The 26,569-nt window shown below is 34.5% G+C and carries 25 protein-coding genes and 1 pseudogene; 12 read left to right on the top strand and 14 right to left on the bottom strand.

What is annotated here, in order from left to right; all coding sequences use genetic code 11:
* Nucleotides 1-71: 71 nt before the first annotated feature.
* Nucleotides 72-1,409, bottom strand: a complete 1,338-nt coding sequence (locus AOY20_RS13830) for a deoxyguanosinetriphosphate triphosphohydrolase (RefSeq protein WP_054582414.1) — start codon at nt 1,407-1,409, stop codon at nt 72-74.
* Between the two features lie 239 nt (nt 1,410-1,648).
* Between AOY20_RS13830 and AOY20_RS13825 the strand changes: the two genes are divergently transcribed.
* From AOY20_RS13825 to AOY20_RS15065, 5 genes are all read left to right on the top strand, one after another.
* Nucleotides 1,649-2,695 carry a M20/M25/M40 family metallo-hydrolase gene (locus AOY20_RS13825; RefSeq protein WP_054582413.1) on the top strand — a complete coding sequence of 349 codons (1,047 nt, stop codon included), beginning with the start codon at nt 1,649-1,651 and terminating at the stop codon, nt 2,693-2,695.
* A 329-nt stretch (nt 2,696-3,024) separates the two neighbouring features.
* Nucleotides 3,025-6,858: a phosphoribosylformylglycinamidine synthase gene (purL, locus tag AOY20_RS13820; RefSeq protein ID WP_054582412.1), complete on the top strand. Its 3,834-nt coding sequence runs from the start codon at nt 3,025-3,027 to the stop codon at nt 6,856-6,858.
* A 240-nt stretch (nt 6,859-7,098) separates the two neighbouring features.
* Complete coding sequence (locus AOY20_RS13815) at nt 7,099-7,638, top strand: hypothetical protein (protein WP_054582411.1); 540 nt, start codon at nt 7,099-7,101, stop codon at nt 7,636-7,638.
* Entirely contained in the window at nt 7,631-8,626 is a 996-nt protein-coding gene (locus AOY20_RS13810) for a hypothetical protein (protein WP_054582410.1), read from the top strand. Before AOY20_RS13815 ends, AOY20_RS13810 begins: the two co-directional genes overlap by 8 nt.
* Nucleotides 8,627-8,851: 225 nt before the next feature.
* Entirely contained in the window at nt 8,852-8,974 is a 123-nt protein-coding gene (locus tag AOY20_RS15065) for a KGW motif small protein (RefSeq protein ID WP_252100455.1), read from the top strand.
* 34 nt (nt 8,975-9,008) lie between these two features.
* On the opposite strand, the gene AOY20_RS13805 is transcribed toward AOY20_RS15065, so the two are convergent.
* Nucleotides 9,009-10,751, bottom strand: a complete 1,743-nt coding sequence (locus AOY20_RS13805) for an FAD-dependent oxidoreductase (RefSeq protein WP_054582409.1) — start codon at nt 10,749-10,751, stop codon at nt 9,009-9,011.
* 156 nt (nt 10,752-10,907) lie between these two features.
* Between AOY20_RS13805 and AOY20_RS13800 the strand changes: the two genes are divergently transcribed.
* Both AOY20_RS13800 and AOY20_RS13795 read left to right on the top strand, forming a co-directional pair.
* On the top strand, nt 10,908-11,789 hold the full coding sequence (locus tag AOY20_RS13800) for a LysR family transcriptional regulator (RefSeq protein WP_054582408.1): 882 nt from the start codon (nt 10,908-10,910) through the stop codon (nt 11,787-11,789).
* A 16-nt stretch (nt 11,790-11,805) separates the two neighbouring features.
* On the top strand, nt 11,806-12,123 hold the full coding sequence (locus tag AOY20_RS13795) for a YqfO family protein (RefSeq protein WP_054582407.1): 318 nt from the start codon (nt 11,806-11,808) through the stop codon (nt 12,121-12,123).
* Here AOY20_RS13795 and AOY20_RS13790 read toward each other — a convergent pair.
* From AOY20_RS13790 to AOY20_RS13765, 6 genes are all read right to left on the bottom strand, one after another.
* Nucleotides 12,120-13,169 (bottom strand): AbrB family transcriptional regulator, encoded by a 1,050-nt coding sequence (locus AOY20_RS13790; RefSeq protein WP_054582406.1) that lies wholly within the window; start codon nt 13,167-13,169, stop codon nt 12,120-12,122. The genes AOY20_RS13795 and AOY20_RS13790 overlap by 4 nt on opposite strands.
* A gap of 60 nt (nt 13,170-13,229) precedes the next feature.
* Entirely contained in the window at nt 13,230-14,732 is a 1,503-nt protein-coding gene (locus AOY20_RS13785; RefSeq protein WP_054582405.1) for a tripartite tricarboxylate transporter permease, read from the bottom strand.
* A gap of 10 nt (nt 14,733-14,742) precedes the next feature.
* Nucleotides 14,743-15,189: a tripartite tricarboxylate transporter TctB family protein gene (locus tag AOY20_RS13780; protein WP_054582404.1), complete on the bottom strand. Its 447-nt coding sequence runs from the start codon at nt 15,187-15,189 to the stop codon at nt 14,743-14,745.
* A 76-nt stretch (nt 15,190-15,265) separates the two neighbouring features.
* Nucleotides 15,266-16,264: a tripartite tricarboxylate transporter substrate binding protein gene (locus AOY20_RS13775; protein WP_054582403.1), complete on the bottom strand. Its 999-nt coding sequence runs from the start codon at nt 16,262-16,264 to the stop codon at nt 15,266-15,268.
* 279 nt (nt 16,265-16,543) lie between these two features.
* Entirely contained in the window at nt 16,544-17,293 is a 750-nt protein-coding gene (locus tag AOY20_RS13770) for a nitroreductase family protein (RefSeq protein ID WP_054582402.1), read from the bottom strand.
* A gap of 52 nt (nt 17,294-17,345) precedes the next feature.
* Nucleotides 17,346-18,146 (bottom strand): enoyl-CoA hydratase-related protein, encoded by an 801-nt coding sequence (locus tag AOY20_RS13765; protein WP_054582401.1) that lies wholly within the window; start codon nt 18,144-18,146, stop codon nt 17,346-17,348.
* A gap of 101 nt (nt 18,147-18,247) precedes the next feature.
* On the opposite strand from AOY20_RS13765, the gene AOY20_RS13760 reads away from it, so the two are divergent.
* Nucleotides 18,248-18,817: a nicotinate-nicotinamide nucleotide adenylyltransferase gene (locus tag AOY20_RS13760; protein ID WP_054582400.1), complete on the top strand. Its 570-nt coding sequence runs from the start codon at nt 18,248-18,250 to the stop codon at nt 18,815-18,817.
* Nucleotides 18,818-18,907: 90 nt separating this feature from the next.
* Nucleotides 18,908-19,474 (top strand): YceI family protein, encoded by a 567-nt coding sequence (locus AOY20_RS13755; RefSeq protein WP_081403406.1) that lies wholly within the window; start codon nt 18,908-18,910, stop codon nt 19,472-19,474.
* Here the strand turns inward: AOY20_RS13755 and AOY20_RS13750 are convergent.
* Nucleotides 19,441-20,367 (bottom strand): annotated as a pseudogene (locus tag AOY20_RS13750) (LysR family transcriptional regulator ArgP). The gene AOY20_RS13755 and the pseudogene AOY20_RS13750 sit on opposite strands and share 34 nt — an antisense overlap.
* A gap of 106 nt (nt 20,368-20,473) precedes the next feature.
* Here AOY20_RS13750 and AOY20_RS13745 point away from each other — a divergent pair.
* Nucleotides 20,474-21,070, top strand: a complete 597-nt coding sequence (locus AOY20_RS13745) for a LysE/ArgO family amino acid transporter (protein ID WP_054582399.1) — start codon at nt 20,474-20,476, stop codon at nt 21,068-21,070.
* Between the two features lie 46 nt (nt 21,071-21,116).
* Here the strand turns inward: AOY20_RS13745 and AOY20_RS13740 are convergent, their stop codons facing one another.
* The 5 genes from AOY20_RS13740 to dapD form a co-directional block, all read right to left on the bottom strand.
* Nucleotides 21,117-21,578, bottom strand: a complete 462-nt coding sequence (locus tag AOY20_RS13740) for a peroxiredoxin (RefSeq protein ID WP_054582398.1) — start codon at nt 21,576-21,578, stop codon at nt 21,117-21,119.
* Between the two features lie 136 nt (nt 21,579-21,714).
* Nucleotides 21,715-22,116: a hypothetical protein gene (locus tag AOY20_RS13735; protein ID WP_081403405.1), complete on the bottom strand. Its 402-nt coding sequence runs from the start codon at nt 22,114-22,116 to the stop codon at nt 21,715-21,717.
* Between the two features lie 14 nt (nt 22,117-22,130).
* Nucleotides 22,131-22,805 (bottom strand): 7-cyano-7-deazaguanine synthase QueC, encoded by a 675-nt coding sequence (gene queC / locus AOY20_RS13730; RefSeq protein ID WP_054582624.1) that lies wholly within the window; start codon nt 22,803-22,805, stop codon nt 22,131-22,133.
* Between the two features lie 26 nt (nt 22,806-22,831).
* Nucleotides 22,832-23,542, bottom strand: a complete 711-nt coding sequence (gene queE, locus AOY20_RS13725; protein ID WP_054582623.1) for a 7-carboxy-7-deazaguanine synthase QueE — start codon at nt 23,540-23,542, stop codon at nt 22,832-22,834.
* A 111-nt stretch (nt 23,543-23,653) separates the two neighbouring features.
* Nucleotides 23,654-24,475: a 2,3,4,5-tetrahydropyridine-2,6-dicarboxylate N-succinyltransferase gene (gene dapD, locus AOY20_RS13720; protein ID WP_054582396.1), complete on the bottom strand. Its 822-nt coding sequence runs from the start codon at nt 24,473-24,475 to the stop codon at nt 23,654-23,656.
* A 327-nt stretch (nt 24,476-24,802) separates the two neighbouring features.
* On the opposite strand from dapD, the gene carO (AOY20_RS13715) reads away from it, so the two are divergent.
* Nucleotides 24,803-25,531, top strand: coding sequence for an ornithine uptake porin CarO (carO, locus tag AOY20_RS13715; RefSeq protein WP_054582395.1), 729 nt, complete (start codon nt 24,803-24,805; stop codon nt 25,529-25,531).
* 307 nt (nt 25,532-25,838) lie between these two features.
* Nucleotides 25,839-26,552, top strand: a complete 714-nt coding sequence (gene carO, locus AOY20_RS13710; RefSeq protein WP_054582394.1) for an ornithine uptake porin CarO — start codon at nt 25,839-25,841, stop codon at nt 26,550-26,552.
* Nucleotides 26,553-26,569 lie beyond the last annotated feature (17 nt).

The raw sequence follows: 26,569 nt of genomic DNA, 5'->3' as shown, positions 1-26,569 counted from the left end.
GCAAAATTGCTTTCACAATATTTCTAATATTACGTCTAGGTTTTATACAATTTACTCTCGGTTATTTGGATTTAAATTAATCCTACTTTATTCCCTCTTAATTCTTGAGAGAGTTGATAAGCTTGATGATCTGAAAACTTCGCTATAATATCTAAAACTTGCATAATATTTTCATAATGATCATCTTCAAAATAAGCACCCGAACGTTGCAAAATTGCCATTAAACGTTGTTCTTTAAAGTTTAAGTTTTTACGTGGTGTCGTAAGCGGAATAAAAGCATCTAAAATTGTTTGTAAACTTTGATGTCCAATAATTTCTAAACCTGCTTTTTGAGGATGTTCAAAAATTTTAATACGTGCTAATTCTTTTGCACGTTGAATACCTGTTGAAATATCAGGTGCACAATAATCTAACAAGCAACCTTGCAGTTGACCCGATAAAATTTGCCAATGTTGTTTTGCAAAAGCAGTCGTAACTTCGTCGACCAAACGCTTCATAACACGGCCACGTAAAGCGGCTATTTTTTGTTGCCATGTTGTATTTTGCATATTAAGTTCAGATGGAATGCCATATTCACCAATTAAATCTAGGAAAATTGGTTCAACTTCTGAATAGGTCAGCATATTGAGGGTAATCCCATCTTCTAAGTCAATGAGGGCATAACACATGTCATCAGCAGCTTCGAGTAAATAAGTCAAAGGATGACGACAGAAATGGTTTTCACCTAATTGAATTAAACCAAGCTGTTCAGCAATTTGCAGCAAGATTTGTTTTTCTGATTGGTAGCACCCAAATTTAGCACGACGGCTTGCAGGAATATCGCCTTGCGATTCAATGGTTTTTGAAAGCCAAGGATATTTTAAATAAGCTCCTAAAGTTGCATAAGTGAGACGCATACCACCATCATTAGGGTGATAATCAATTTTAGTGAGTAATCTTAAGCCTTGTGCATTGCCTTCAAATTGGCGTAAATCTGCCTCTTGTTCTGGGCTTAAATCTTGTAAGAAATTTGTATGAGAAACATCATCAAACCATTCACGAATAGCGTATTCACCAGAATGACCAAAAGGTGGATTGCCAATATCATGTGCTAAACAGGCAGCTTGAATAATTGCACCGACATCGGCAGGTGAAATCCATGCAGGGAGTTCATCTTTAATTTTTTCGGCAGCAAGCATACCTAATGAGCGACCAATACATGAAACTTCTAGTGAATGTGTAAGGCGAGTGTGAATACCATCATGTTGAGTAAGTGGATGAACTTGCGTTTTACGATTTAGTTGACGGAAACTTTGTGAAAATATAATACGATCATAATCCTTATGAAAAGGACTGCGAGCAGGTTCATTGTTATGTGTTTTACGACCTAATCGGACTGTAGATAAAAGTTCTAACCATCTCATTTGCATTTTATTTCATTACTCTTTTCATTTTTATCTATCATGCCAAAGAATAAAAAGTCATGCTATGGCAGTGCGACATAAAGTGTCTTATAAAGTTGGAAGAAAAAATAAATCATTAAAATCACGTTTATTTATTATTCATAGGCTAATAAAAATGTAATAATTATCACATTATATAAAGCTAAAAATGTCATTCCAATAATTACTTTTTAGCACCTTAATTTCTTAAAATAAAGGGAACAATTATGAATCATATTCAACGTATTTCGGTTTTATCTGCATTGGCGATGAGCTGTGCTTTTACAATGACAGCATGTCAAAAAAGTGAGGAGCAAAAACCAAAAGTTGTTCAAGAAGAAAAAGTTGTAGCACCAGAAATACAATTGAATAGCCAAAAGATGATGCAACATCTACAAGCTTTTCAAAAAATTGCTGATGAGAATGATCATAATCGTGCAACAGGAACAGCAGGTGGTTTAGCTAGCGGAGAATATATTCTAGAGCAAATTAAAAAAACGGGATATCGCGCAGAAGTTCAAACATTTAAAAATAGAGATGATGTAACAGGGCAGAATATTATTGTTAAAATGCAGGGGGCGTCCTCGAATAATCCAATTATTGTTATTGGCGCTCATTACGATTCAGTCGAGTTTGGTGCTGGGATTAATGATAATGCTTCAGGTGTTGTATTATTGTTAGAGCTAATTCAACAGCTAAAAGAATCTAAAACTAAATTAAAATCGACCATTTATTTTGCATTTTGGGATTCTGAAGAAGTCGGTATTGCAGGTTCTCAAGCTTTTGTAAAATCATTAAGCCATGAGCAACTTAAAAATATAAAAGCGTATATCAATGTTGATATGGTGGGAACAAAAGATCCAACAATGCAAATCATTGATGCAGATAAATCATCTATTAATGAAATGGAAAAAATGTTGAAAGAGCTTGGCGTTAAAAAAGAAGAATATACATCGCTGTTAGAAGGATTGAGAGCTATTCCTTCACATCCTGAAGATATTGCTTTAGAAAATAGTTTAAAAGCATTTGCGAAAGAACAAAATGTGGCAATGAAAGAAGATATTTCTATTATTACAGCAAGTGATACTGTTGCTTTTATAGGGAAAGTCCCAGTAACGTCTCTTACATTCTTTAATGAAAAATTAAATGGAGATGAGCTAGAGTTTGCACCTTGTTATCATAAAGAGTGCGATACAATAGATATTATTGATACAAATAGTTTAACTTTAGCAGGTAAAGCTATTTTACATTTGATTAAAGATCTTGAAAAATAATGATTTAAAGTTCTTTAAATAAAAGGCTTTTTAATTTTGATAATTAAAGAGCCTTTTATCTGTTTTTATAAATTAGTGTAATGTAATTTTTTGAATATTTATTTCCTTTAAAATTACAGATTTAGATGCTTGTGTATACAGGTTAATTCATAAGCATTCAATTTTTTTATGTGAAAAATAAAGAATTTTTAAAGAAAACATGCTGAATTAAGCAAGATAAATCTGTTTTTTCATCTAGCCGATTTCTATAAATCGAAGTAGAATACGCACTCTCTTCAAAGTCACATTGTGGCATGGTTTTAAGACCATCCCGTGGAGCCAAAATCAGCATGTTTATCGTGGCCGGTGCACCCGCACATTCTACTTTTAAGAAAACTCAACTATTAGCACGCTTAGCGTCAATTAGTTCAGTCCAATCAATAGAAAGCCAATGGGTCTATCTGTTTAATCAACCGCTAGACGAGCAACAGCAACAATCTGCTTTACAGCTATTAAATGATGGTCATAGCTATCAATTAAACCAAGCTGCAAGTGATGAAGTCCAGATTTTAGTCACGCCACGAATAGGAACAATATCTCCGTGGTCTTCTAAAGCGACAGATATTTTCGCGAATTGTAATACACCGGTTCAACGACTTGAACGCGGTGTTTTATTTATTTTAAAGGGCGTAAAAGAAGTTTCGAATGAAGTAAAACAAGTTCTGCATGATCGTATGACTGAAAGTGTTTTTAATCATATTGATGATGCAGCAGCATTATTCACTGAAACGGAACCAAAGCCTTTAAATAGCATTGATATTTTAGGTCAAGGTAAAGATGCATTAGTTAAAGCTAACTCAGAATTTGGTTTTGCTTTATCTGATGAAGAAATTGACTATTTAACAGAAGCATTTATTAAGCTTGGTCGCAATCCACACGATATTGAATTGATGATGTTTGCTCAAGCAAATTCTGAACATTGTCGTCATAAAATCTTTGGTTCAGAGTGGACAATTGATGGTGAAGTACAACCATTGTCATTGTTCCAAATGATTAAAAATACGTATAAAGAATCACCTACAGATGTATTATCTGCTTATAAAGATAATGCATCAGTTATTGTTGGTTTTGATACGCAACGTTTTTATCCGACTCAAGAAGAAAACGGTCAACACGTTTATAAATATAAGAGTCAAGCTGCTCACATCTTAATGAAAGTGGAAACTCATAACCATCCTACAGCAATTGCACCATTTGCAGGTGCAGCGACAGGTTCTGGTGGTGAAATTCGTGATGAAGGTGCAACAGGTCGTGGTGGTAAGCCAAAAGCAGGCTTAACAGGCTTTACTGTTTCTAACTTGAATATTCCTGGTTTTGAACAACCTTGGGAAGAAAACTACGGTAAACCTTCACGTATGGCATCACCACTTCAAATTATGATTGAAGGACCATTGGGCGGTGCAGCATTTAACAATGAATTTGGTCGTCCTGCATTAAATGGTTACTTCCGTACATTTGAACAAAATGTAAATGGCGATGTAAAAGGCTTCCATAAGCCAATTATGATTGCAGGTGGTTACGGTAACATTCGTCCTGACCATGTAGAAAAAGATGCAATCCAACCGGGCGATTTACTCATCGTTCTTGGTGGCCCTGCAATGCTTATTGGTTTAGGCGGTGGTGCAGCATCTTCTGTCGATAGCGGTAAATTAGGTGAGAACCTAGATTTCGCATCTGTACAACGTGAAAATCCAGAAATGGAACGCCGTTGCCAAGAAGTTATTGATGCTTGTTGGAGAATGGAAGATCACAACCCAATCGTATCTGTACATGACGTAGGTGCGGGCGGTATCTCAAATGCAATGCCTGAACTTGTGAACGACCATGAATTAGGTGCAATTCTTGATCTTCGTAAAATTCCATCGCTTGAAAAAGGCATGTCTCCAATGGAGATTTGGTCGAATGAAGCGCAAGAACGTTATGTATTGGCAATTCGTCCATCATCGCTTGAATTGTTCGAATCACTTTGTGCACGTGAACGTTGTCCGTTTGCGGTATTGGGTGAAGCGACTGAAGCACGTCACTTAACTGTTGAAGATCCATTGTTTGAAAACAAAGCTGTGGATATGCCAATGCAAGTGATGCTTGGTGGTACACCACGCATGAGCCGTTCATATGAAACAATTGAGCGTAAAGGTGATGACTTCACAGCAGAAAAGGTAACAGACCTTAAAGATGCAATTTATCGTGTTTTGAAGAACCCAACTGTTGCATCTAAATCGTTCTTAATTACCATTGGTGACCGTTCGATTACAGGTATGGTTGCTCGTGATCAGTTTGTGGGTCCATGGCAGGTTCCTGTTGCAGATGCTGCGGTAACGACAACAAGTCTTGTGGGTTACACAGGTGAAGCAATGGCAATGGGTGAACGTCCACCTGTAGCATTGTTAAATCCTGCTGCATCAGCACGTTTATCTGTTGCTGAATCAATCTCAAACATCATGTCTGCAAAAATTGATCAAATCAGTGACATTAAATTGTCTGCAAACTGGATGGCGGCTGCAGGTCAACAAGGTGAAGACCAAGCATTATTCGAAGGTGTTAAAGCCATCGGTATGGAAATGTGTCCTGCTTTAGGTATTGCAATTCCTGTAGGTAAAGATTCTTTATCTATGCGTACCACTTGGAATGATGACGGCATCGACAAATCTGTGACTTCTCCAATGTCTGGCGTAATCACAGCATTTGCACCTGTAACAGATGTACGTAAAACACTTACTCCTGAACTTAAAAACTTAGAATCTGTACTTGTACGTATTGATTTATCTAAAGGTCAATTCCGTCTTGGTGGTTCGATCTTGGCGCAAGTGTATAAAGCAATTGGTTCTGTGACTCCTGATGTAGATAACTTTGACGATTTCAAAGCATTCTTTGCATTGGTTCAAGACTGGAACAACCGTGGCTTTATCAAAGCGTATCACGACATTGGTGATGGTGGTTTGGTTGCGACTGTTGCAGAAATGATGTTTGCTTCACGCTTAGGTGTGGCATTAGAAGATCAATCTACAGCAAGTTTATTTGCTGAAGAAATTGGTGCGGTATTGCAAATCTCTAAAGCAGATTGGGCAGTACTTGAAGCTGAAGTTGCAGCATCTACATTGAAAGATGCCATTGCGGTAATTGGTACTGTAAACGATACAGATAGCTTAACTGTTAATGGTTTAAGTCTTGATCGTAGTGATCTTCAAGTCGCTTGGACTGAAGTATCTCATCAGATTCAACGTTTACGTGACAATGTTGAAACAGCAGATCAAGAATTTGCATTGATTACAGATAAAAACCATAAAGGTTTAATTGCTGTACCAACATTCGATTTGAATGAAGAAATTGAAGCACCATATATTAATGAACGTCGTCCAAGTATGGTAATTTTACGTGAACAAGGCGTAAATGGTCATGTTGAAATGGCGGCTGCATTCGACAAAGTTGGCTTCAATACTGTCGATGTACATATGAGTGATTTACTTGCAGGTCGTATTAGCCTAGATGATTTCGAAGGCTTAGTGGCGTGTGGTGGCTTCTCTTACGGTGATGTATTAGGTGCAGGCGGTGGTTGGGCTAAATCAGTACTATTTAATGCCAAATTACGTGATCAATTTGAGAAATTCTTTAATCGTCAAGAAACATTCTCTTTAGGTATCTGTAATGGATGTCAAATGTTGTCACAACTTGCACCACTCATTCCTGGTGCTGATGCTTGGCCTCGTTTCCATCGTAATACTTCTGAAATGTTTGAAGCACGTGCTGTAAACGTACGTGTTGAAAAATCAAATTCTGTATTACTTGAAGGTATGGACGGTGCGATTCTTCCAATTGCTGTTGCACATGGTGAAGGGCGTGTTGTTGCAAGTGCTGAACAAATTGCGACTCTAAATGCAAATGATCAAGTGATTTTACGCTATGTAGATAGCTTGGGTAATCCAACGCAACATTATCCATTGAATCCGAATGGTTCGCCTGAAGCAATTTCAGGGGTAACGTCTAAAGATGGTCGTGCAACGATTATGATGCCGCATCCTGAACGTAATTTCCGTGCGCTTCAGCATTCTTGGAAACCTGAAGATTGGGATCAAGATGGTGCATGGTTACGTATGTTCCGTAATGCACGTAAGTTTATTGGTTAATTAATTTATTTAAGAAAAGGGTGCTTAAGCACCCTTTTTTTGTAGATATTTGATTTTAAAAAACTTAGTTCAATGAGCTTAAATATATTGTTTATGCATTTATATTTTATGTATTTAAATATTATTTTTCATGTGAATATTAATATATAATTAAACAGTTTATTCAACAATTCTAAAGAATAAATAGTACATTTAGTTCAATTTAATAAGTTAATAATATTAAGTAACTACGGAATTTTTATGAAAAAAATAATTATATCAATCACGACCACACTATGCCTTTTGGGCTGTGGTGGTGAAGATAGTCAAAATAATTCAAACACTCCGAATCAACAAGAAAAAACCTCTTCAGAAATAATTCAGCAGATGGAGAGGAATGGAGAATTACCAGTTTTAGATCGAAGTACTTCGATTGAAGGTATAGATTTGAATAATAATCATATTCGAGATGATATCGAAGAATATATAGCTAAAGAATATACAGAGATTCATAAACGTAAAGCTGTTGAACAGTTAGCATCTACTATTCAACTTGGTCTTAATGCAGATAAAACTGATATTGAAGCTTTAAAGCAAGTTTCAAATAATCAGTCACGTGCGATTGGTTGTATTTATCAACAGTTTCCAATGGAAGATACTGTTGAAGCAAAAAATGTTGTGAAAGATTTAATTTCATTAACCACAAATACAAAAGAGCGTTTAGTTGCACATTTGGAAATGAGTAAAGCACTTGATGGCACTGTATTAAGTCTACCAAAGGGAGATTTATGTGATGACTAAATTATTATTAAATCTATTGTTATCTGCTTCAGTTTTGGTGAGTACATCTCTAGTTGCAAGTCCTTTACAAGATTTAGAGGAAAATTGTAATAACAGTGGTGATACTGTTCTTGCTTTTTTTAATGGTGTGAATAATACCGTACAAGATGCAGATATTAACTTATGGGAAATTAATCGACATATTGGAAATACAACCCAGAATGGTTCAAATATTCAATATGAAAAATTATATAACTACACTAATGGCTTTGAAGACTTTGTAGAAACATTTGAACAACGATTGAAAGAACAGCAAGCCTTAGCAGGGCGTTATGAGCTATTTTTTCCAATTTTGACAGGTCAAGGAACATTTTTAAATCGTATTACGAGTCAAGTCAGAGAATTGCTCGGTTGGGCAAATCAATTTACTCAGGTGTTAGAGGCAAAAGCAATTCGTGATTTGACGACTTTATTGGCAGATCCACCTACACAAGAAAATTATCAAGAGCATCGCAATACAATTGATGGTTGGATTGCTAAAACACAAAAAATATTATTTGTTCCACATTCTCAAGGTAATTTATTTGCAAATAATGCATATCATTATAGTTTGAAATCTATAACAGCGGATAACATTAAAATTGTGCATGTTGCACCAGCATCACCAATTGTTAATGGTCCGCATATATTGGCAAATCAGGATCTAGTCATTAATGGTTTAAGATTGGTCGGTAGTGTACCTGCAAATACACATGCAATTTCTGTTTATAATATTTTTGGAAATAATCATGGTCGCGATATGTTGGGGCATAGTTTTACTGAAACATATTTAAATCCTGCATTTCCTATGTTGGAAACATTTAAGCAACAGGTAAATGAATCTTTAAATACTTTGGTTTCACCTCGCGTTGAGCTTGTATCAAAATCTATTCAACTCTATGACTTAAATCAAAATATGGTAGGGAAAAATACAAATTCACTTTTCATAAAAGAATGTGTAATCAATTAAGTTTATGTATTGGTGAATTAGCATATATTTGTTAATGATTTAATTTTTTAAAAGCTGCCTTAAAGGTGGCTTTTTTATTTTGAAACATCTTAGTCATAGACTTGGTTTGATATTTGCATTTATATAGAAGTCAGTATATTTATGCTTAATTCTTATGCAATAAATAATGTGATCAAAGGTAAGTTACAAAACATATTCGTTTTAGCTCAGGTATGAGGTGATGATATGATCAAAACAATAATGATACTGAACAAGCACGAGTTGAGGCAAAAAGGCTGGAAGTTATTCGCTTTTGTAGCCAGCCTTCAAATCCTATTTTTAATTGCAGGTTATTTCTTAATTGCGTAAAAAAAGACCATCTAATGATGGTCTTTTCTAGTTTTTAAAGAATCAATTGAATCTGTTTTAATACTGCTTTTAAGGTATTTTCATAGTCAAAGTTTATATTGGTACTATCTTGATAACGCCAAGCAATATAACCATCTGGGCGCACTAAGACAGCACCAGATTCATGAATTTCCGACTTTATATTCCAAGTACCATAAACATCACGATAATCACGGGAACCAATTTGGATCACATCTAAATAAGGAAGATTTAATGTTTCAACTGCTTGTTTCCAACCTTTACCTGAAAGTCCAGTGAGTAAAGTAAAACGACCTTTACCTGTAATATCTAAAGTAGATTGCTTTTGCCCTTTGGCATTAATTAACCATGTATGTGGAACTTTTGCACCAGCACGTGTAGTAGCTTGAAGATATAACTGTTCATCTTTTTCGAACACTTCAGGAATAGATTCTGAAATCACAGCATTGGATTGGTAGCGTTGGTTAAGCTCAACACCTTGAGCGTTAAATTCAAAATTTTTAATTTCTAAAGCCTTAAATAATTGTTCACGAATTTTAGAACCTTGATCATCTTCCGCAAAAATACGTTCAAGCATTTGTTTTTGTGTAGTTATACCTTGATCAAAGCCAAATACGTCTTTGAGGTGTTTATAGTCAAAACGAGATTGATTGGCACGTGCCACAATTTGCTTACCGACTGGTGCACGCTCAAGTGTATAAGAGTCAAGTAGAGAGGAGATTGCCCACCCTTTAATTGCATATGCGAGTTTCCATCCTAAATTAAAAGCATCTTGCATACAGGTATTTGAACCTAAACCACTTGAAGGTGGATGGCGATGTACAGCATCGCCGCCACAAAATACGCGATCTTTTGAATATTTCGTTGCCCATGTTTGGTTCACATACCAATAGGAAATTTTTTGAATTTCGACATCTTCAATATGCTCACCAACAAAGGCATCTAAACGTGCACGAACTTGTTCTTCGGTCACTTGTGGCTCACCTTTAGAAATATCAAAGCCCCAACCCATAATCCATTCATTCCATGGGGTAATAGCACGTAGTAAGCCCATACCTAAATCACCAAAACTGGCTTCTGGATTTACAATCCATTGCAAGATGGCAGGACGATGTTGTACATACTTTTGTAGATCTGCTTTAAAGGTGACATAGACTGTTCCTGCACGTGCCATGATGCCTTCTAAAGGTAAATCAAGTTGTTCAAGAACTTTAGATTTTGCTCCATCCATTCCAATAAGATACTTGGCGCGTAAATTAAATTCTGTATTGGTTATGCGATTTAAAAAAGTTGCGGTAACACCATGCTCATCTTGAATATGTGATAAATACTCTGTATTAAAATTATAAATTGCACCACGTTCGGCTGCATTTTTAACTAAGAGTGCTTCCATTTTGGGTTGAATTAAATCTACCAATGGACAAGGACTACCTTTAATATAATCACCATGGCGTTCATCACCTGTACCCCAAGCACTTAAGCGAGCAATTTCTTCACCAATAAGGCTAGTGGTGATGAGGCTTTCACCCATTTGCTCCCAAGGGGTTGCAATTTCTTTGACTTGTTCTTCTATACCTAAGTCACGTAATACTTCCATCGCACGTTGGTTGGTAATATGTGCACGTGGACTATTAGCTAACCAACTAAATTGAGTAAAAAGTTGTACCTTAATACCATAATTTGCTAAGGATAAACCAAGCGTTGAGCCTGCAGGTCCTGTACCAATAATTAGGACATCTGTGTCGTAGTGCTGTGTCATACATGACTCCATCTTTTATAAATATGAGCATTCATTGCTAAATTTAGAAGAGTCTATGCAAATCAATTACATCTCGATATAAGTATTCATATAAACTATAGAGCTATATATTTTCTAACTATATTTGAAATGGATATTTGATTATGGTGGTATGTCATGGAGCTTAGACATCTACGCTATTTTGTTACAGTTGCACAAGAGCAAAGTTTTACCAAAGCAGCAGATAAATTGTTTACTGTTCAGCCTTCATTAAGCCAGCAAATTAAAGATCTAGAGCAAGAAGTGGGGGTAAGTTTATTTGACAGAGGAACTCGAAAAATCAGCTTAACTGCTGAAGGTGAAGCCTTCTTAATTTATGCAAAAAAAGCATTAGAGAATGCAAAAAGAGCAGTTGCTGCCGCACGTCAAGTTGCTCAGAATAAAACTAACCAAATTCATATGGGTTTATTAAATGTTGCCGAAATAAAAGTGATGCCAAGTATATTGGTACGGTTAAAGCAAGATTTTCCAAATATAAATATTCATTTATATAGTCTTACTTGTCTAGAACAGGTTCAAAAGCTTAAAAATTCAGAATTAGATATTTGTTTTACAAGGCTTTATTTAGATCATCCTGATTTTGAGAATATTCAATTGATGCAGGAGCAAATTTATTTAGTAGCACATCAAAGTTTGCATTTAAAAGACCGAATAATAAAGCTGAAAGAGCTGAAAAATCATACTTTAATTATGTGTGAAAAAAATGCCTCACCTGTGTTTTATGACAAAATTAATGATCTTATTTCATTTGATCAGCAACAACATGAGCAGATGCTTTGGGTTACAAATGTGATGCAACATCTAAACTTAATTAATATGGGAATGGGATTTAGTTTTGTACCCGAATATTTATTAAAGTTTTTATCTCCTGAAATTAAGGTTATACCATGTGATGTTTTGCTACCAAAACTTAGTATTTATGCTAGTTTTAGCCGTATGTCTAAAAATATGGCTTTACAACGAATTATTGATATATGTGCTCAATCACATTCTTCTTAATATGAAAGGCGGTTGTATGCTTAAACTGATTTATTATGTTCCTGAATCACATTTAGAATTGACAAAACTTTCAATTTTTAATGCGGGAGCAGGTGGTATAGGGAATTATGAACATTGTGCTTGGCAAGTATTGGGTACAGGGCAATTTAAACCCGTAAAAGGTGCAAATCCGTTTATTGGTGAACTCGATACTTTAGAACAACTACCTGAATGGCGAGTTGAAACCATTGTCCCTGAAGAAAATGCACATGCTGTAGTAAAAGCATTAAAAGCAAGCCATCCTTATGAAGAGCCTGCTTTTGAGTTTTTACAGATTGTTAATATTGAAATTTAATCAATTTTTTTATGATCGGGATTAAATTTTTTATCTATATAAAAATAAAGAGGTCCCACGGTACTCATTACGCCAATCATTCTCACCACATGAAAAGCAGTGACCATTGGTACACCTAAATGCAAAACTTTAGCGGTTAATGTCATTTCGGCAACACCACCAGGTGCTAAGCCTAATAAAATAGTGGGTAGGGGCAAATCTACAAAAAAGATAAGAATATAGGAAAATAAAAATGCTAAAGCGATGCTTAAAATATTGGCACAAGCAACGACTGACATATATTTAGGCGCAGTTTTAAAAAAGCTTTGACTAAATTTATTACCCAAAGACCAACCTAAAAGAACCTGACCTAAATGTAAAATTGACGGAGGAATAGAAGAAAGTTGGATGCTGTTTGCTGTTAAAAGCATGGCAACAAGCAAGGGACCAAATGTCCAAGGATTAGGTAGTTTAAATTTTTTAAAAATGAAACAGCCAATTAAACATAAAATAAAGAGTAGAGCGAAGTTGCCCCAATGGACAGGAATACTGGCTATTTCAGTTAAATCTGTACCTTGCCAGCTCATAAACTCGTAAAAAAATGGAATAATAACGACAACTAAAACAACGCGTAAAGCATGTGCAGAAGCAACTTTATCAACGCGTGCTCGATAATGCTCTGCTAAATTTGCCATTTCATTTGCACCACCTACAGCAGATGCAAACCATGCTGTTTTAAAATCAACATCTCCCCATTTATAAATAATACACGCTGTGAGTGCGCCTAAAATAAGTGCAAAAGCTAAACCACATAAAAGTACCATCCAATGACTAAGAACAATACGAATCATGTCAGGAGTAAAATATAAACCTAAAGATAATCCAATGATGAGTAAACCAATCTGTCGGGCAGATTTATGGCATTCTATAGGGACATTATTTATTTTAAGGAGTGCAGTAATAAATAGTGGTCCAAGTAACCAGGGAATTGGTAAATGTAGTTTTTGAGCAATAAATGCACCAAATAAAGCAAAACAAAAACTATAAAAGTACTTAAAGTAGACCACTGCATTATCTCTTATTATTTAATCTCAATAGCATAAATATGCTATTGAGAGGTTTAGATGTTATGCAAGTGTTGATTTACGACGCTGACGGAAATAACGGAATAGTGGTAGAACAATCATAAATCCAGCTAAGCACCATAACACTTGTGTAATTGTACTATCGAATAAGATAGAAATATTACCATGTGAAATGGATAAAGCACGTCTTAAACTTGACTCCATTAACTCACCTAATACATAACCTAGAATCAGTGCAGAAAGTGGGAAATTTAGTTTTCTTAAAATATAGCCAAATATACCTAAGCCAACCATTAAAACTAAGTCGAAAACTGTACTATGAATTGCATAGACACCTACGAAACTAACAGTTGCAATAGCTGGAATTAAAATAAAATTTGGAATAGTTAAAAGTTTGGCAAAAAATCCAACTAATGGAATATTCATGAATAGTAAAACAACGTTACCAATAAAGAGTGAAGCAATAAGTCCCCAAACAATGTCTGGTTGCTCAGTAAATAATTGCGGACCTGGTGTAATATTATAAAGTGTTAGAGCACCTAACATAACAGCAGTAGTCCCTGAACCTGGTACGCCCAAGGTCAGCATTGGAACAAAGGAACCACAAGCAGATGCATTATTAGCAGCTTCTGGTGCAGCAATCCCTCTTAAATCACCTTCCCCAAATTTACTATTTTTCCCTGCAAGTTTGCGTTCACTGGTATAAGCCATTGCACTTGCAATTGTAGCACCTGCACCAGGAAGAATACCGACGACAAATCCAAGCAATGAGGAACGGAGTGTTGATCCTAAGGTAAATAAATATTCTTTAAAATTAAATAGACTGCGTTTTCCTTGAGTAAGTGCTTTTTGTCCTGCTGTGGTTTGTTCGAGCATGATCAAAATTTCACTGATACTAAAGAAGCCAATTACAATGGTTGTAAATTGGACGCCGTCACTTAAGTTGACAGAACCAAAAGTAAAGCGATAAACACCAGTAACTGCATCGACACCTATTGTGGCAATTAATAGTCCAATCAGTGCTGAAACGCCTGTTTTTACAGGCTGGTCGCTAATTAATCCACTTAAGCAGGTTAAGGCAAAGACCATAAGAACAAAATATTCAGCAGGACCAAATACAATTGCCCATTTTGCAAGTAACGGTGCAAAGAAAACAATGCCTAATGTCGCAATAAAGCTACCGGTAAAAGAGCTGACAGCAGATAAAGAAAGTGCAATACCTGCTTTTCCTTGTTTTGCTAAAGGGTAGCCATCAAGTGTTGACATAATGGCGGCTGCATCACCTGGAACATTAATGAGAATTGCTGAAATACGTCCGCCATATTCACAACCTAAATATACTGCGGCCAATAAAATTAAGGCACTTTCAGGTGGTAATCCCATAGCAAATGCAAATGGTAAAAGTAAAGCGACACCATTAATTGGTCCAAGCCCTGGTAATAAACCCACAATTGTGCCAATAAAAGCACCAATGACAGCTAATAAAATATTTTCTGGCAATAAGGCAATTTGAAAACCATGTAATAAATATCCATATATGTCCATATATATGTCCTTATTGATTTAATAATCCAAGTGGTAAGGGAACATCTAAAAGATAATCAAATAAAAAATAACAAGAAATGCTTAAAGAAATTCCGCTAATGGTTGAAGCTTTAATATTTCCACCAAATAAAATACCAATAGCGGTTGACATTAATGCGGTTGAGATAATAAATCCTAAAAATTCAAAACTAATCGCATAAATAAAAAAACAAATCAGTGTTAATATTATTTTCTTAATAATAAGAGGATTGAATCCTAAATTTAGTGTTTCAGAAAACTTTTTTGGTCTAATTGTTAAATATAAACAAGAAAAACTAATTAAGCAGAGTAATAAAATTGGATAAGGGCGGGGACCAAGTGGGTCATATGCAATAGGTGCAACAAACTCTAATGCAATAAACAATAATATAATGCTGGTTATTACTAAGCAGCTAGAAAAAATTCTTTCAATCAACATAGCATTCCCTTGTATCATGATGAGTAAAACAAAGGTTTACTCATCTTTTTAAATTTATAATGATGTATAAAAGTTTTTATTTGGATACGAGGTCATATTCTTTAGAAAGTTCTCTAAAGAGATTTGTCTGTTTTTCAACATATTGAGTAAGCTCATCACCAGACATAGATAAAGGCAATAAATCATATTGTTTGCGAATATCTTCAAATTTATTATTTTTTGCCATGTTATCAAATGCTGACTTCCACCAATCAAAGGCTTCATCACTCACTTTTGGTCCCATATAATAACCACGAATAACAGGCCATTCTATGTCATAACCTTGCTCTTTAGCGGTTGGAATCGTAGCAAGGTCACCTGGTAAGCGATCTTTAGAAAACACTGCAAGTACTCGCATTTTTCCTGCTTTAACATGAGGTACTATTTCTGCAATACCTGCACTTACAATTTGAATATGGTTGCCTAAAACGGCAGTAACAGCTTCACCACCACCTTCTAACGCAATATATGTCATTTTTTTGGGATCAATGCCAGCCGCTTTGGCAAGCATTGCTGTTTGTAGCCAATCTTGACCACCAACACTGCCACCAGCACCAAAACTAACAGATTGCGGATCTTTTTTAAGTGCATCAACTAAATCATTAAGACTTTTGAATGGAGAATCTTCTTTAACAGCTACCATACCGTAGTCGGTGCCTACAGCTGCAAGCCAACGAACATCTTTTTCATTATATTGACCAAATTTTCCTTGAGCGATATTTAATAATGAGCCTGTGGAGAAGGCAATAATCGCGTCATTATTGGCTGGATCATTTGCTACAATTTTATTATAAGCAACAGCACCTACACCACCAGGCATATATGTAACACGCATTGGTGCTTTTAAGATGTCTGTAGATTTTAAGCCATTTTGTGCAAGTTTACAGGTCAGATCAAAACCACCACCTGGTTTAGCAGGGGCTATACATTCAGGTCTTTTAGGTTCACCAAAGTTTACTTTATTTTTATTACAAGCACTTAGACTTATACCAAGTATTAAAATAGAGCTTGTAATAAGTAATGATTTTTTTACCATGATGGCGTTACTCCATTAACTATTATAGTTTTATCGTTGCTATTAAATCCTTTATAAAGATTTAGTATTAATATTTTAAATCTTTGATAGCAGGATTTTATCCTAGCATTCTTTTTATATGGTTTTTATATTATTTTTATTTATATCAAAATGATTTTATATTTATTATTTTAATGCAGATTTATTTTTATTGAAAAATAAATTAATTTTGGAATGGTTGATAAATAAGCCTCAATTATTATGAAGCTTATTTATTTGTATTCTTTAAAATTATAAATATTAAACTTTCTCAATAAATAGATTTCGATCAAATCTATATTGTGGGAAAAATACACCATCTTTAGCACGCTCACCAGCACCAATAACCATTACAGGGAACTGATGATGATTTAAGTCTAAAATTTTTCGTACTAATGGCTCATCAAAACCTTCCATCATACAACTATCAAAACCGTAGGCACGTAATGAAAGTACGAGGTTTTCACATGCTAAAGCAGTGGTTTTTGTTGCCCATAATTTTGCATCGGCTGGGGTAAATGCACTTACAGGAAGTTGTTTATCTAAACGACGTGCAACTTTGAAAGCTACTTTTTTGAAATGACCGAATGAATTTAAAAAACCAGTTTTATAGTTGTATGGAATAAATTGATAATATTTTTTAACTGCTTTTGGTGCTTCAGGAAATGGGAATTCTGAAATATTCATTTTCGCCATTTGATCGATACGGTCTGTACGTGCTACACAAACAATGAGTTCAGCAGCAGTTTTGGCAGCTAATTGCCCTAAACATGCTTTTACTAATTTTTTTTTCTTTGTTGGATTTTGAACAACATAAAATGTCCAAGGTTGTAAATTAGATGAGTTTGGTGCAAGTAAAGCAAGGTCTAAACATGCATCTAGAATTTCATTTGGAATTGGTTTTTCAGTGAATTTTCGAACAGAGCGTCGACTTTCAATGACTTTCCTAAAATTTTCAACATCAATATTTTCTGGAGCGGGTTCGTAATAGCGTTCTTGAGTTTGAGACATAATGACAGACCATTTAAATAACTCCTAATTATTCGGTTAGGAGTTTAATTGACTAATTAAATTGAGAAAAATCAGGTTTACGTTTCTGCATAAACGCAGCAACCGCTTCCATCATTTCTGGCGAGCCCACACGGCTCATAAAAATTTCAGCTTCATGATCAATACATTCTACTATGTCTTTTACGTTATGTTTCATTAACGCTTTAGTTTGTTTAAGCGATGCAAGTGGCAGTAATGAAAGTTGCTCTGCTTTTTGTTGTGCAAATTTATAAACATTATTTTCAATAGAATTAATAAGATGAGCTTCATATGCTGTTTTGCTATCAAACTTTTGAGCAGTAAATAAGAGTTCAGCTGCTTTATGATAGCCAGCTTGTTCAACTAATAATTTACTAGAAGCACCTTCTGGTGATAAGCCTAAACTTACAAATGGAATTTGAAATAGTGCTGTATCATCACAATAGGCAAGATCACAGTGAAGTAAAATAGTGACGCCAATTCCTATAGCGACACCACGAACAGCAGCAATAAGAGGTTTTGAAAACTTTGCGGCAGATTTAAGGAGTATAAATGGCGGAGTATCTCCAGCTTTTCCTTCAAGTGGTGACTGAATGAACTTCATAAAGTCTTGCATGTCATTACCTGCAGAAAAATCTGCATCTGAACCACGTAAAATAACAACTCGAACATTTGAATCTAAATCTGCTTCATCTAAGGCTTGTGCAATCTTTAAGTAAAGTTCACCATAAAGTGCATTTTTGGCTTGTGGACGGTCGATCGATAAAGTCAAAATACCATTGGTTAAATTTGCTTGTAAATGTTCATGCGGTTGTTGAATACAGCTCAGTGTCATCGTACTATCCTAGTTTGAAATTTAATTGATTTTATCTGCTCATTATGTCGTAAAAATAATTTTATGGCATAACTTATGAGTTCATAAAAATTGTGTGTGCTATGAAATATACGTTTGATTATCTCGTTTTTATTGGTCGCTTTCAGCCTTTTCACTTGGCACATTTGCAAACGGTAAAAATTGCTTTAGAAAAAAGTCAGTTTGTGATTTTAGCATTGGGTTCTGCACAGCTTGAGCGCAATATTAAAAATCCATTTTTAGCGATTGAACGCGAAGAAATGATTTTAGCGAATTTTACGGAAGATGAGCAAAAACGTATTGTATTTGTTCATATTCATGATGTTTATGATGATGAAAAATGGCAAAAATTAGTCAAAAAATTGGTAGAAGGAAAGACAGAATTTTCAGACAAAATTGGTTTAATTGGTCATTTTAAAGATGATTCTTCGTATTATTTAAAGTTCTTTCCCGAATGGGAAATGGTGGAGCTTGATAGTTTAGAAGGAGCAATGTCTGCTACACCAATGAGGGAAGCTTATTACCGAGGCATTATAGATAAAACGGCATTTCCTATGGGTACAATCAAGTTTTTACAAAAGTTTCAAATCAATCCAATTTATAAACAACTTCAGCACAAATTCGAAACTCAAGATAAAACAAATCTTTTATAACTTAAATTATGCTTTTTTATAGATGGAATATTTTTCATGACTTGAAAGATCATCCCAAAATAAAAGAGCATAATAAGAGTTAAATAAAGAATGAAAAAACAATTAAAATTTTTAAGCCTTTTATCTGTAATGAGTTGGATAGGGGCTTTAAATGTATATGCACAAGAATGGACATTATCATCACAAAGTCTCATTAGTTTTGATATTAAATCGCTAGGAATTTCAGTTGTAAATGGGAAGTTTACTCAAGTCCAATCTAAAATGAATTTTAAAATTAGTGATTTTAAACAAGCATCTACTGAATTTATTTTAAATGTTGAAAGTGTTGAAATTAATCGATCATCTTTAAAAAAGAAAATTTTGGGAAAAGATTTATTTTATGTTGAAAAATATAAAACGATTGTATTTAAAAGCACTCATTTTAAAAAAATAGAAAAAAATAAATATTATATCTATGGAATGTTAACAATACGTGGAGTAACAAAGCCTGTCATTTTTGAAACGATATTAAAACCAGATGATCAAAACTCAGAAAAACTGGATGTCTTAGCAACAACAATAATTAAGCGCTCTGATTTTGGAATGCAACCTGCTGTAGCTGGTATCGGTGAGAATGTTAATATTCAGGTTAAAGGTGTATGGGTATCAAATGAATGATTTGGTTTTAACCATATCTGAGCATATTCAATAATCGAATTGCTTAGTTCAGTCAAGCTATCGGACTGTTTTTTCCAATGATGCCAATATAAATGAACATTTTTTTTGGCATTGGGGAGTATTCCAATTAAATGACCTGCTTTTAGCTGCGTCTCAATTTGAATTGTAGGAACAAGTCCGTAGCCTAAGTGTTGTTCAATCGCATCAACAAAAGAGGTAGATGACGGAATAAAGTGATACGGATATTGTTGTTTATTTAAGCCAAATAATGTCAATGTGACATCTTCATGTAAATGATCTTTAGCATTAAAAATAATGGCTGGTGCAGTACTTATAGTATCTCTAGAAACACCAGAGTTAAAGTAAGTTTGATAGAAAAGAGGTGTGCAAACCATCATATATTCCATACATCCTAAATGATGTGAAACACAACCTTTAATATTCATTTTTTCAGCTGAAATACAAGCATTGACTAGCCCTGTTTCTAATAGTTGATGAGTTTTTGATTGATCATCAATAATAATATTTAAAGTGATATGTTCATGGATTAATGTTTTACTAATTGCAGGAAGTAACCATGTTGCTAATTAGTCTGCATTGGTTCCAATATTTATTTTATAAAATGCACGTGCACTTTTTTTCCCTTGTAATTGTTGTAATAAATGATCTTCTAGTAAACGTTGATGTTGAAGATGTTCTAGTAGGAGTTGTCCTGCTAATGTTACGCGGCAGGGACGTTCTCTAAGTATTAAAATTTGTCCAAGTTGTTTTTCTAAAGCTTGTATTCTTAAAGTAACTGCTGATGCTGTAATACAAAGTTTTAAAGCAGCAGCTTCAAAACTTCCATATTCTGCAACGCTAAGAAATGCTTCACAAGATTTATGTGGCAACATATAAAACCTTAAAAAAATTTAATTAAATTGATATTTTCTTAATATTACTTAATTGTATAAAAAATACGAGATAATCTTTTTATCATTTTAAAATATGAAAAATTAAATGTTACAGACATTTTTTCAAGGTTTTTTTGTTAGCCTCAGTTTGATTGTTGCAATTGGAGCTCAAAATACATTTGTTTTAAAACAAGGTCTAAAAAAACAGCATATATTCTGGATTTGTTTTATTTGTGCTGTATCAGATTCTATTTTAATTACAGCCGGTGTATTTGGGTTTTCTAAATTAGTCTTAACTTATGCAGATGTAATTCAGTGGGTTAAATATATAGGTGCAGGTTTCTTAGTCGTATATGGAGCACAGCATTTTTATCAGGCATGCAGGTCAAAAAATGTTTTAGAAGAAAGTGACCTTGACGAAAATAATCTTCTAAAATCATTATCTATTTGTTTAGCTTTGACATGGCTGAATCCACATGTTTATTTAGATACAGTCATTCTTATTGGCGCTATTTCTACAGGAATTGAAGAAACAATAGTTTACTTCGCTTTAGGTGCTATTTTAGCATCTTGGATATTTTTCTTTTTATTAGGTTATGGGGCACGACTTCTTCAGCCTATATTTAAAGATTATCGCGCTTGGAAAATTTTAGATTTTATGATTGCCATTGTGATGTGGATGATTGCATATTCACTAATTTAACAGTAATGAAATTAAGTTTTATTTAATTTCATTACTGTTTGTGGACTTAAACCGTTTGAAGTGCTTTTAAGTCTTCCAACACTTGTTCAGCATGACCTGCCGCTTTTACTTTTCGATATTCTTTAACTAATTTACTTTCATGGAAAATAAAAGTTGAACGTTCAATTCCCATTACTTTTTTGCCATACATATTTTTTTCTTTAATCACATCAAAAATTTGACACAAAACTTCGTCTTTATCGCTAATAAGATTAATGCTTAAGTTTTGTTTTTCTGTGAAATTTTGATGAGCTTTTACAGAATCACGAGAAATACCAAATATTGTTGTGTTTAGTGCATCAAATTGATCTTTTAAGCATGAAAATCCAACTGCTTGTGTTGTACAGCCTGGCGTTGAATCTTTAGGGTAAAAATAAACAATTAACCAAGGTGTGGTCACTTCAGTAAGATTTATTTCACCTGTTGTTGTCGGGAAGTTTTGGTTTGGTAAATTGATGTTTGATGACATATCGAATTTATCCCTTTTAAATTTGAGTTTATCGTAATACGAAGACTATAGTTGATTTGGAATGATAGAGAAATAGCGAGATCTTTGGTGATAAAAAAAGCCACAGATTTGTGGCTTTTTTTATTTTAGAAAGAAATTATTTAGCTTGTAAGCTTAATAGTTTTTTCTGTAAATCAGGACCTAAACAAGCTTTGATTTTAGGTTCATCTGCTTTTTGTAAACGATCTAAAATCTCTTTTACTTTAGCTTGGTTCTTCGCATTTGTTGCACTTTGAAGTTCCCATTTTTGACTCTCTGTCATACGACCACGAGATTCAACATTACATTTACATAATTTAGTCACTTCAGCTTTAGTTAGTTTATTCAATGCACCTGCTTTAGTGTAGTCATCTACACAGACATTGATTAAACCTTGTTTAATATTTGTGCTCTTAAATGCTGCATCTAATTTTTTAGCTTGTTCGTCTGATGCGAACGTTGCTACTGATGAAAATGATGCTAATGCAATGATTGTAGAAAGTAGAATTTTAGATTTCATAAAGCTCATGTGTCCTAGTTATTAGGAATATAGCGAGTAGGGTCTTCGATACCTGCTTCAACGAAACCTTGTTTACGTAAACGACAGCTATCGCATTTACCACATGCTCGTCCTTCTTGGTCAGCTTGATAGCATGACACTGTTTGACTATAGTCTACGCCATGTTCTACACCTAAGCGAATGATATTTGCTTTAGATAAATGTAACAGAGGTGTTTCAAATTTAAGAGGTTTTCCTTCAACACCGACTTTAGTTGCCAAACGAGCCATATTTGCAAATGCATCAATAAATTCTGGACGACAATCAGGATAACCTGAATAATCAACAGCATTAATACCAATCACAATAGCTTCAGCACCAAAAACTTCTGCTGCTGCTAATGCATAAGATAAAAAGATGGTATTACGTGCTGGAACATAAGTAATAGGAATCCCTTCTTGCTCATGATCTGGTACATCAATATTATGGTCAGTAAGCGCAGAACCACCTAAGTTACCTAAATCAATATTAATAATACGATGCTCAACACCAGAACGTTCTGCTAATGCTTTTGCAGCATCAAGTTCTGTAGAAGAGCGTTGACCATATCGAAAACTAAGAGCAATACAGTCATATCTTGCTTGAGCCCAAGCTAAACATGTTGTTGAATCTAATCCACCAGATAATAAAACTACGGCACGAGGGCGCATCTTTAATTCTCCAAAATCATTCATCATTAACGACCAGTTTCATCATTCCATAACAACTTATGTAGTTGAAGTTGGAAACGTACAGGGAGATGGTCTTCTAAAATCCATTGTGCTAAATCACGTGCCAACTGAGGTAAGCGAACAGCACCTTTTTCAACAGCAAAGGCTGGTGAGAACCAAATCGTACTTACTTTGTCATTTAGTTGGTATTTTTCAACTTGCTCTTTTGACCATTCATAATCTTCACGATTACAAATGACAAATTTAATTTGGTCATGCTGAGTTAAGTGATCGAAATTACTTAGCAAATTACGTGTAACTTCACCAGATGTTGGTGTTTTTAAATCTAATACTTTAGACACACGTACATCAACTTTTGAAACATCTAAAGCACCGCTAGTTTCAAGTGAAACTTCACAGCCTAAATCTGCCAAGCGTTGCATCAATGGTAAGGCATTTGGTTGTGCAAGTGGCTCACCGCCAGTAACACAAATATAAGGTGTTTTAAAATCTAAGGTAGTTTGAATAATTTCTTCTAATGATTTTCGCTCACCACCTTCAAAAGAATAGGTAGTATCGCAATAAGTACAGCGAAGAGGACATCCTGTTAATCGAATAAAGACAGTCGGAAGACCTGCTGTATCTGCTTCTCCTTGCAGTGAATAGAATATCTCTGTAATGCGTAAACCGGCAGACGGATCAGAAACAGGAATAGCAGATGAACGAAGATGAGTCATAACACCATGTACCACAGAAAAAGGAGAAGTTTAAATTAAAAATCTCTACGACCATGACTGCTCGTAGAGATGAGGAACATTAAGTTGTTCCACCAAATAATAAGATGAAAATTAGTCTGCGCGTAATAGGTCGTTTAAGCTAGTTTTAGCACGAGTTTTAGCATCAACTTTTTTCACGATAATTGCCGCATATAGGCTGTAAGTACCACATTTAGATGGAAGGCTACCAGCAACAACTACAGAACCTGCAGGAACTCGACCATAGTGAATTTCACCAGTTTCACGGTCATAAATCTTAGTTGATTGACCAATGAATACACCCATTGAAATTACAGAGCCTTCTTCAACGATAACACCTTCAACAATTTCAGAACGTGCACCAATGAAGCAGTTATCTTCAATGATTGTTGGATTTGCTTGAAGTGGTTCAAGTACACCACCAATACCAACGCCACCAGAAAGATGAACATTTTTACCAATTTGAGCACATGAACCAACAGTTGCCCATGTGTCGACCATTGTACCTTCGTCAACATATGCACCAATGTTGACATAAGATGGCATTAAAATAACGTTTTTTGCTTGGAATGAACCTTTACGAGCAACAGCAGGAGGTACAACACGTACACCAGCTTCTTTGAATTGAGCTTCAGTCCAACCTTTGAATTTAGTATCTACTTTGTCATAGAAACGAAGATCACAAGATTCAACAGGTTTATTATCATTTAATTTAAATGATAATAATACTGCTTTTTTTAACCACTGATGAACAACCCATTCACCATTGATTTTTTCTGCTACACGAAGTGTACCATTATCTAAACCAGCAATTGCTTCTTCCACTGCTTGGCGAATTTCAGCAGGGCATGTTTCCGCTGTGAAATTTGCACGATCTTCAAACGCTTGCTCAATAAGAGTAGAAAGCTGTGTCATGATCTTCCTTCCATAAAAATTTTGAAGATTTTACACTATATTTGAGTGAAAATAGATGAAAAAACACTTTTAGATTGATTAAATTGTTAATCCTTTTGAAATAGATAATTTTAATTTTTTGATATTTGATTCTTTTGAAATAGTTTTCTTTTGAATGGTTGATTAATTATCAAAAAAATAAAAAAATGAGAAATTGTTTTTTTATTTTTAAAAACATACACATGAGTATAACCAAAAATAACAGACTAACGTTTCTTCGAATAGTAGTGTGAATTATATTTAAAATTAATTAAAAATTTGAATCCACCACCTCTGAGGAATTGTTAGATGAAAATGATAAGAGTAATTTTAGCGACTTCAGCACTGGTTACAATGACTTCAACAAGCATTGCTGGTGTTATTAATGATGGATCTTCTGATTCTTCTCTAATGCCAACAGGTGTACGTGCTGAAGTAGGTACCACTGGTTATGGTGGTGCTATTCAGTGGACTGCAAATCCTTATATTGGAATTACACTTGGCTATAATGGCGGAAAAATTTCTTGGTCAAATGATCTTAAAGTTGATGGTTCAACATATGATCTTGAAACAAAGAGTAAGACAACGTATTTAAATGCAGAAATTTATCCTTGGGGAACCAGCGAAAATAAATGGGCACAAGCTGCATATGTTGTTGCTGGAGTAGCATATTTAGATAATAAATATGATATTGAACGTGAAGTTGGTTCAGGTAGAGACTTTTCTGTAAACAATAAGAGTTTTACAGCCTCGGGACAGGTTAATATTGATGGTAAGTTGAATTACAATAATTCATTTGCTCCTTATGTAGGGCTTGGATATGCACCTAAAATTAATAAAAACTGGGGAGTATTTGGAGAAATTGGAGCCTACTACACAAGAAATCCGGATGTAACACTTACGGCTACAGGTAATGTTGCAGGTGGTCGAGATGATGAATTCAAAGAAGCAGTTCGTCAAGAAGCACGTAATATTGCAAATAAAACAAAATATGAATGGCTACCTGTTGGTAAAGTGGGTGTAAATCTATATTGGTAATATATATTTTTACTTAATAGATGAAAAAGCTACCTTTTTGGTGGCTTTTTTTTATGCATTTTAATGTATTAAACTGAAGAAAATGAAAATTTGTTGTTTTATTGTTAATAATTTCTTAATTTTTAAGATTCTTTAGTAGTTGATTTGTTAGGAAAATTTAATTAAAAATGAAATTTATTGTGACTTTTATCATAAAAACTTAATAAAATGTGTTTTATTATTATAATAAATGCATAATAATTGAAATGTATATTACATATTTTTTTAATACTTAAGCGTTTTTTTAGTATTACTTTAGGAGAAAATAATGAAAGCAATGAAGTTCATTTTAGCTACTTCTGTTTTTGCTGTAGTTGCAACGAGTGCTGTAGCATCTGATGATTTTTTATTTCCATCTGGCGTGCGTGCTGAAGTTGGAACAACTGGTTATGGTGGTGCTATTCAATGGACTGTCAATCCATATGTTGGTTTAGCTTTTGGTTATAATGGTGGCGATATTTCGTGGGATGATGATCTAAAAATTAATAATTCTAAATATGATCAAGATATGAATAATGACATGTTCTATCTAAATACAGAAATTCGTCCTTGGGGTGCAAGTGATAATAAGTGGGCTGAAGCATTTTATGTTGCAGCTGGTGTTGCTTATTTAAATACAACTTATGACTTAGATCGTCATATTGATGCAGGAAATACATTCTCTGTTAATAATACCGACTTTGTTGCAGGTGTAGATGGTGTGCACATGGAAGGTCGTTTAAACTATAGAAAAAGTTTAGCACCTTATGTCGGGCTTGGTTATTCTCCTAAGTTTGGTGAGCACTGGGGCGCATTTGTAGAAGGCGGTGCGTATTACATTCCTGATCCACGTGTGCGTTTGACTGCAACAGGTTCAGCGACAGCTGTTGATAATAATGGCAGCTTCCAAGATGCAGTACGTCAAGAAGGCCGTGATATTGCTGATAAGAGCAAAAATGAATGGATGCCAGTTGCTAAAGTTGGTGTGAATTTCTTCTGGTAATTGTTAACAGTAAATTT

The sequence above is a fragment of the Acinetobacter equi genome, from assembly GCF_001307195.1.
In the GTDB taxonomy this organism is placed as follows: Bacteria; Pseudomonadota; Gammaproteobacteria; order Pseudomonadales; family Moraxellaceae; genus Acinetobacter; species Acinetobacter equi.
This window is presented reverse-complemented; position numbering and strand designations above follow the sequence as displayed.

Coding starts and splice junctions, on each gene's coding strand:
- queC (WP_054582624.1), bottom strand. CDS start 22,805: ATGCGCCCTCGTGCCGTAGTTTTATTATCTGGTGGATTAGATTCAACA.
- AOY20_RS13785 (WP_054582405.1), bottom strand. CDS start 14,732: ATGGACATATATGGATATTTATTACATGGTTTTCAAATTGCCTTATTG.
- AOY20_RS13805 (WP_054582409.1), bottom strand. CDS start 10,751: ATGACACAGCACTACGACACAGATGTCCTAATTATTGGTACAGGACCT.
- AOY20_RS13735 (WP_081403405.1), bottom strand. CDS start 22,116: ATGAAATCTAAAATTCTACTTTCTACAATCATTGCATTAGCATCATTT.
- AOY20_RS15065 (WP_252100455.1), top strand. CDS start 8,852: ATGATCAAAACAATAATGATACTGAACAAGCACGAGTTGAGGCAAAAA.
- purL (WP_054582412.1), top strand. CDS start 3,025: ATGTTTATCGTGGCCGGTGCACCCGCACATTCTACTTTTAAGAAAACT.
- AOY20_RS13780 (WP_054582404.1), bottom strand. CDS start 15,189: ATGTTGATTGAAAGAATTTTTTCTAGCTGCTTAGTAATAACCAGCATT.
- AOY20_RS13810 (WP_054582410.1), top strand. CDS start 7,631: ATGACTAAATTATTATTAAATCTATTGTTATCTGCTTCAGTTTTGGTG.
- AOY20_RS13825 (WP_054582413.1), top strand. CDS start 1,649: ATGAATCATATTCAACGTATTTCGGTTTTATCTGCATTGGCGATGAGC.
- AOY20_RS13745 (WP_054582399.1), top strand. CDS start 20,474: ATGTTACAGACATTTTTTCAAGGTTTTTTTGTTAGCCTCAGTTTGATT.
- AOY20_RS13830 (WP_054582414.1), bottom strand. CDS start 1,409: ATGCAAATGAGATGGTTAGAACTTTTATCTACAGTCCGATTAGGTCGT.
- carO (WP_054582395.1), top strand. CDS start 24,803: ATGAAAATGATAAGAGTAATTTTAGCGACTTCAGCACTGGTTACAATG.
- AOY20_RS13815 (WP_054582411.1), top strand. CDS start 7,099: ATGAAAAAAATAATTATATCAATCACGACCACACTATGCCTTTTGGGC.
- dapD (WP_054582396.1), bottom strand. CDS start 24,475: ATGACACAGCTTTCTACTCTTATTGAGCAAGCGTTTGAAGATCGTGCA.
- AOY20_RS13800 (WP_054582408.1), top strand. CDS start 10,908: ATGGAGCTTAGACATCTACGCTATTTTGTTACAGTTGCACAAGAGCAA.
- queE (WP_054582623.1), bottom strand. CDS start 23,542: ATGACTCATCTTCGTTCATCTGCTATTCCTGTTTCTGATCCGTCTGCC.
- AOY20_RS13795 (WP_054582407.1), top strand. CDS start 11,806: ATGCTTAAACTGATTTATTATGTTCCTGAATCACATTTAGAATTGACA.
- AOY20_RS13770 (WP_054582402.1), bottom strand. CDS start 17,293: ATGTCTCAAACTCAAGAACGCTATTACGAACCCGCTCCAGAAAATATT.
- carO (WP_054582394.1), top strand. CDS start 25,839: ATGAAAGCAATGAAGTTCATTTTAGCTACTTCTGTTTTTGCTGTAGTT.
- AOY20_RS13740 (WP_054582398.1), bottom strand. CDS start 21,578: ATGTCATCAAACATCAATTTACCAAACCAAAACTTCCCGACAACAACA.
- AOY20_RS13765 (WP_054582401.1), bottom strand. CDS start 18,146: ATGACACTGAGCTGTATTCAACAACCGCATGAACATTTACAAGCAAAT.
- AOY20_RS13755 (WP_081403406.1), top strand. CDS start 18,908: ATGAAAAAACAATTAAAATTTTTAAGCCTTTTATCTGTAATGAGTTGG.
- AOY20_RS13775 (WP_054582403.1), bottom strand. CDS start 16,264: ATGGTAAAAAAATCATTACTTATTACAAGCTCTATTTTAATACTTGGT.
- AOY20_RS13760 (WP_054582400.1), top strand. CDS start 18,248: ATGAAATATACGTTTGATTATCTCGTTTTTATTGGTCGCTTTCAGCCT.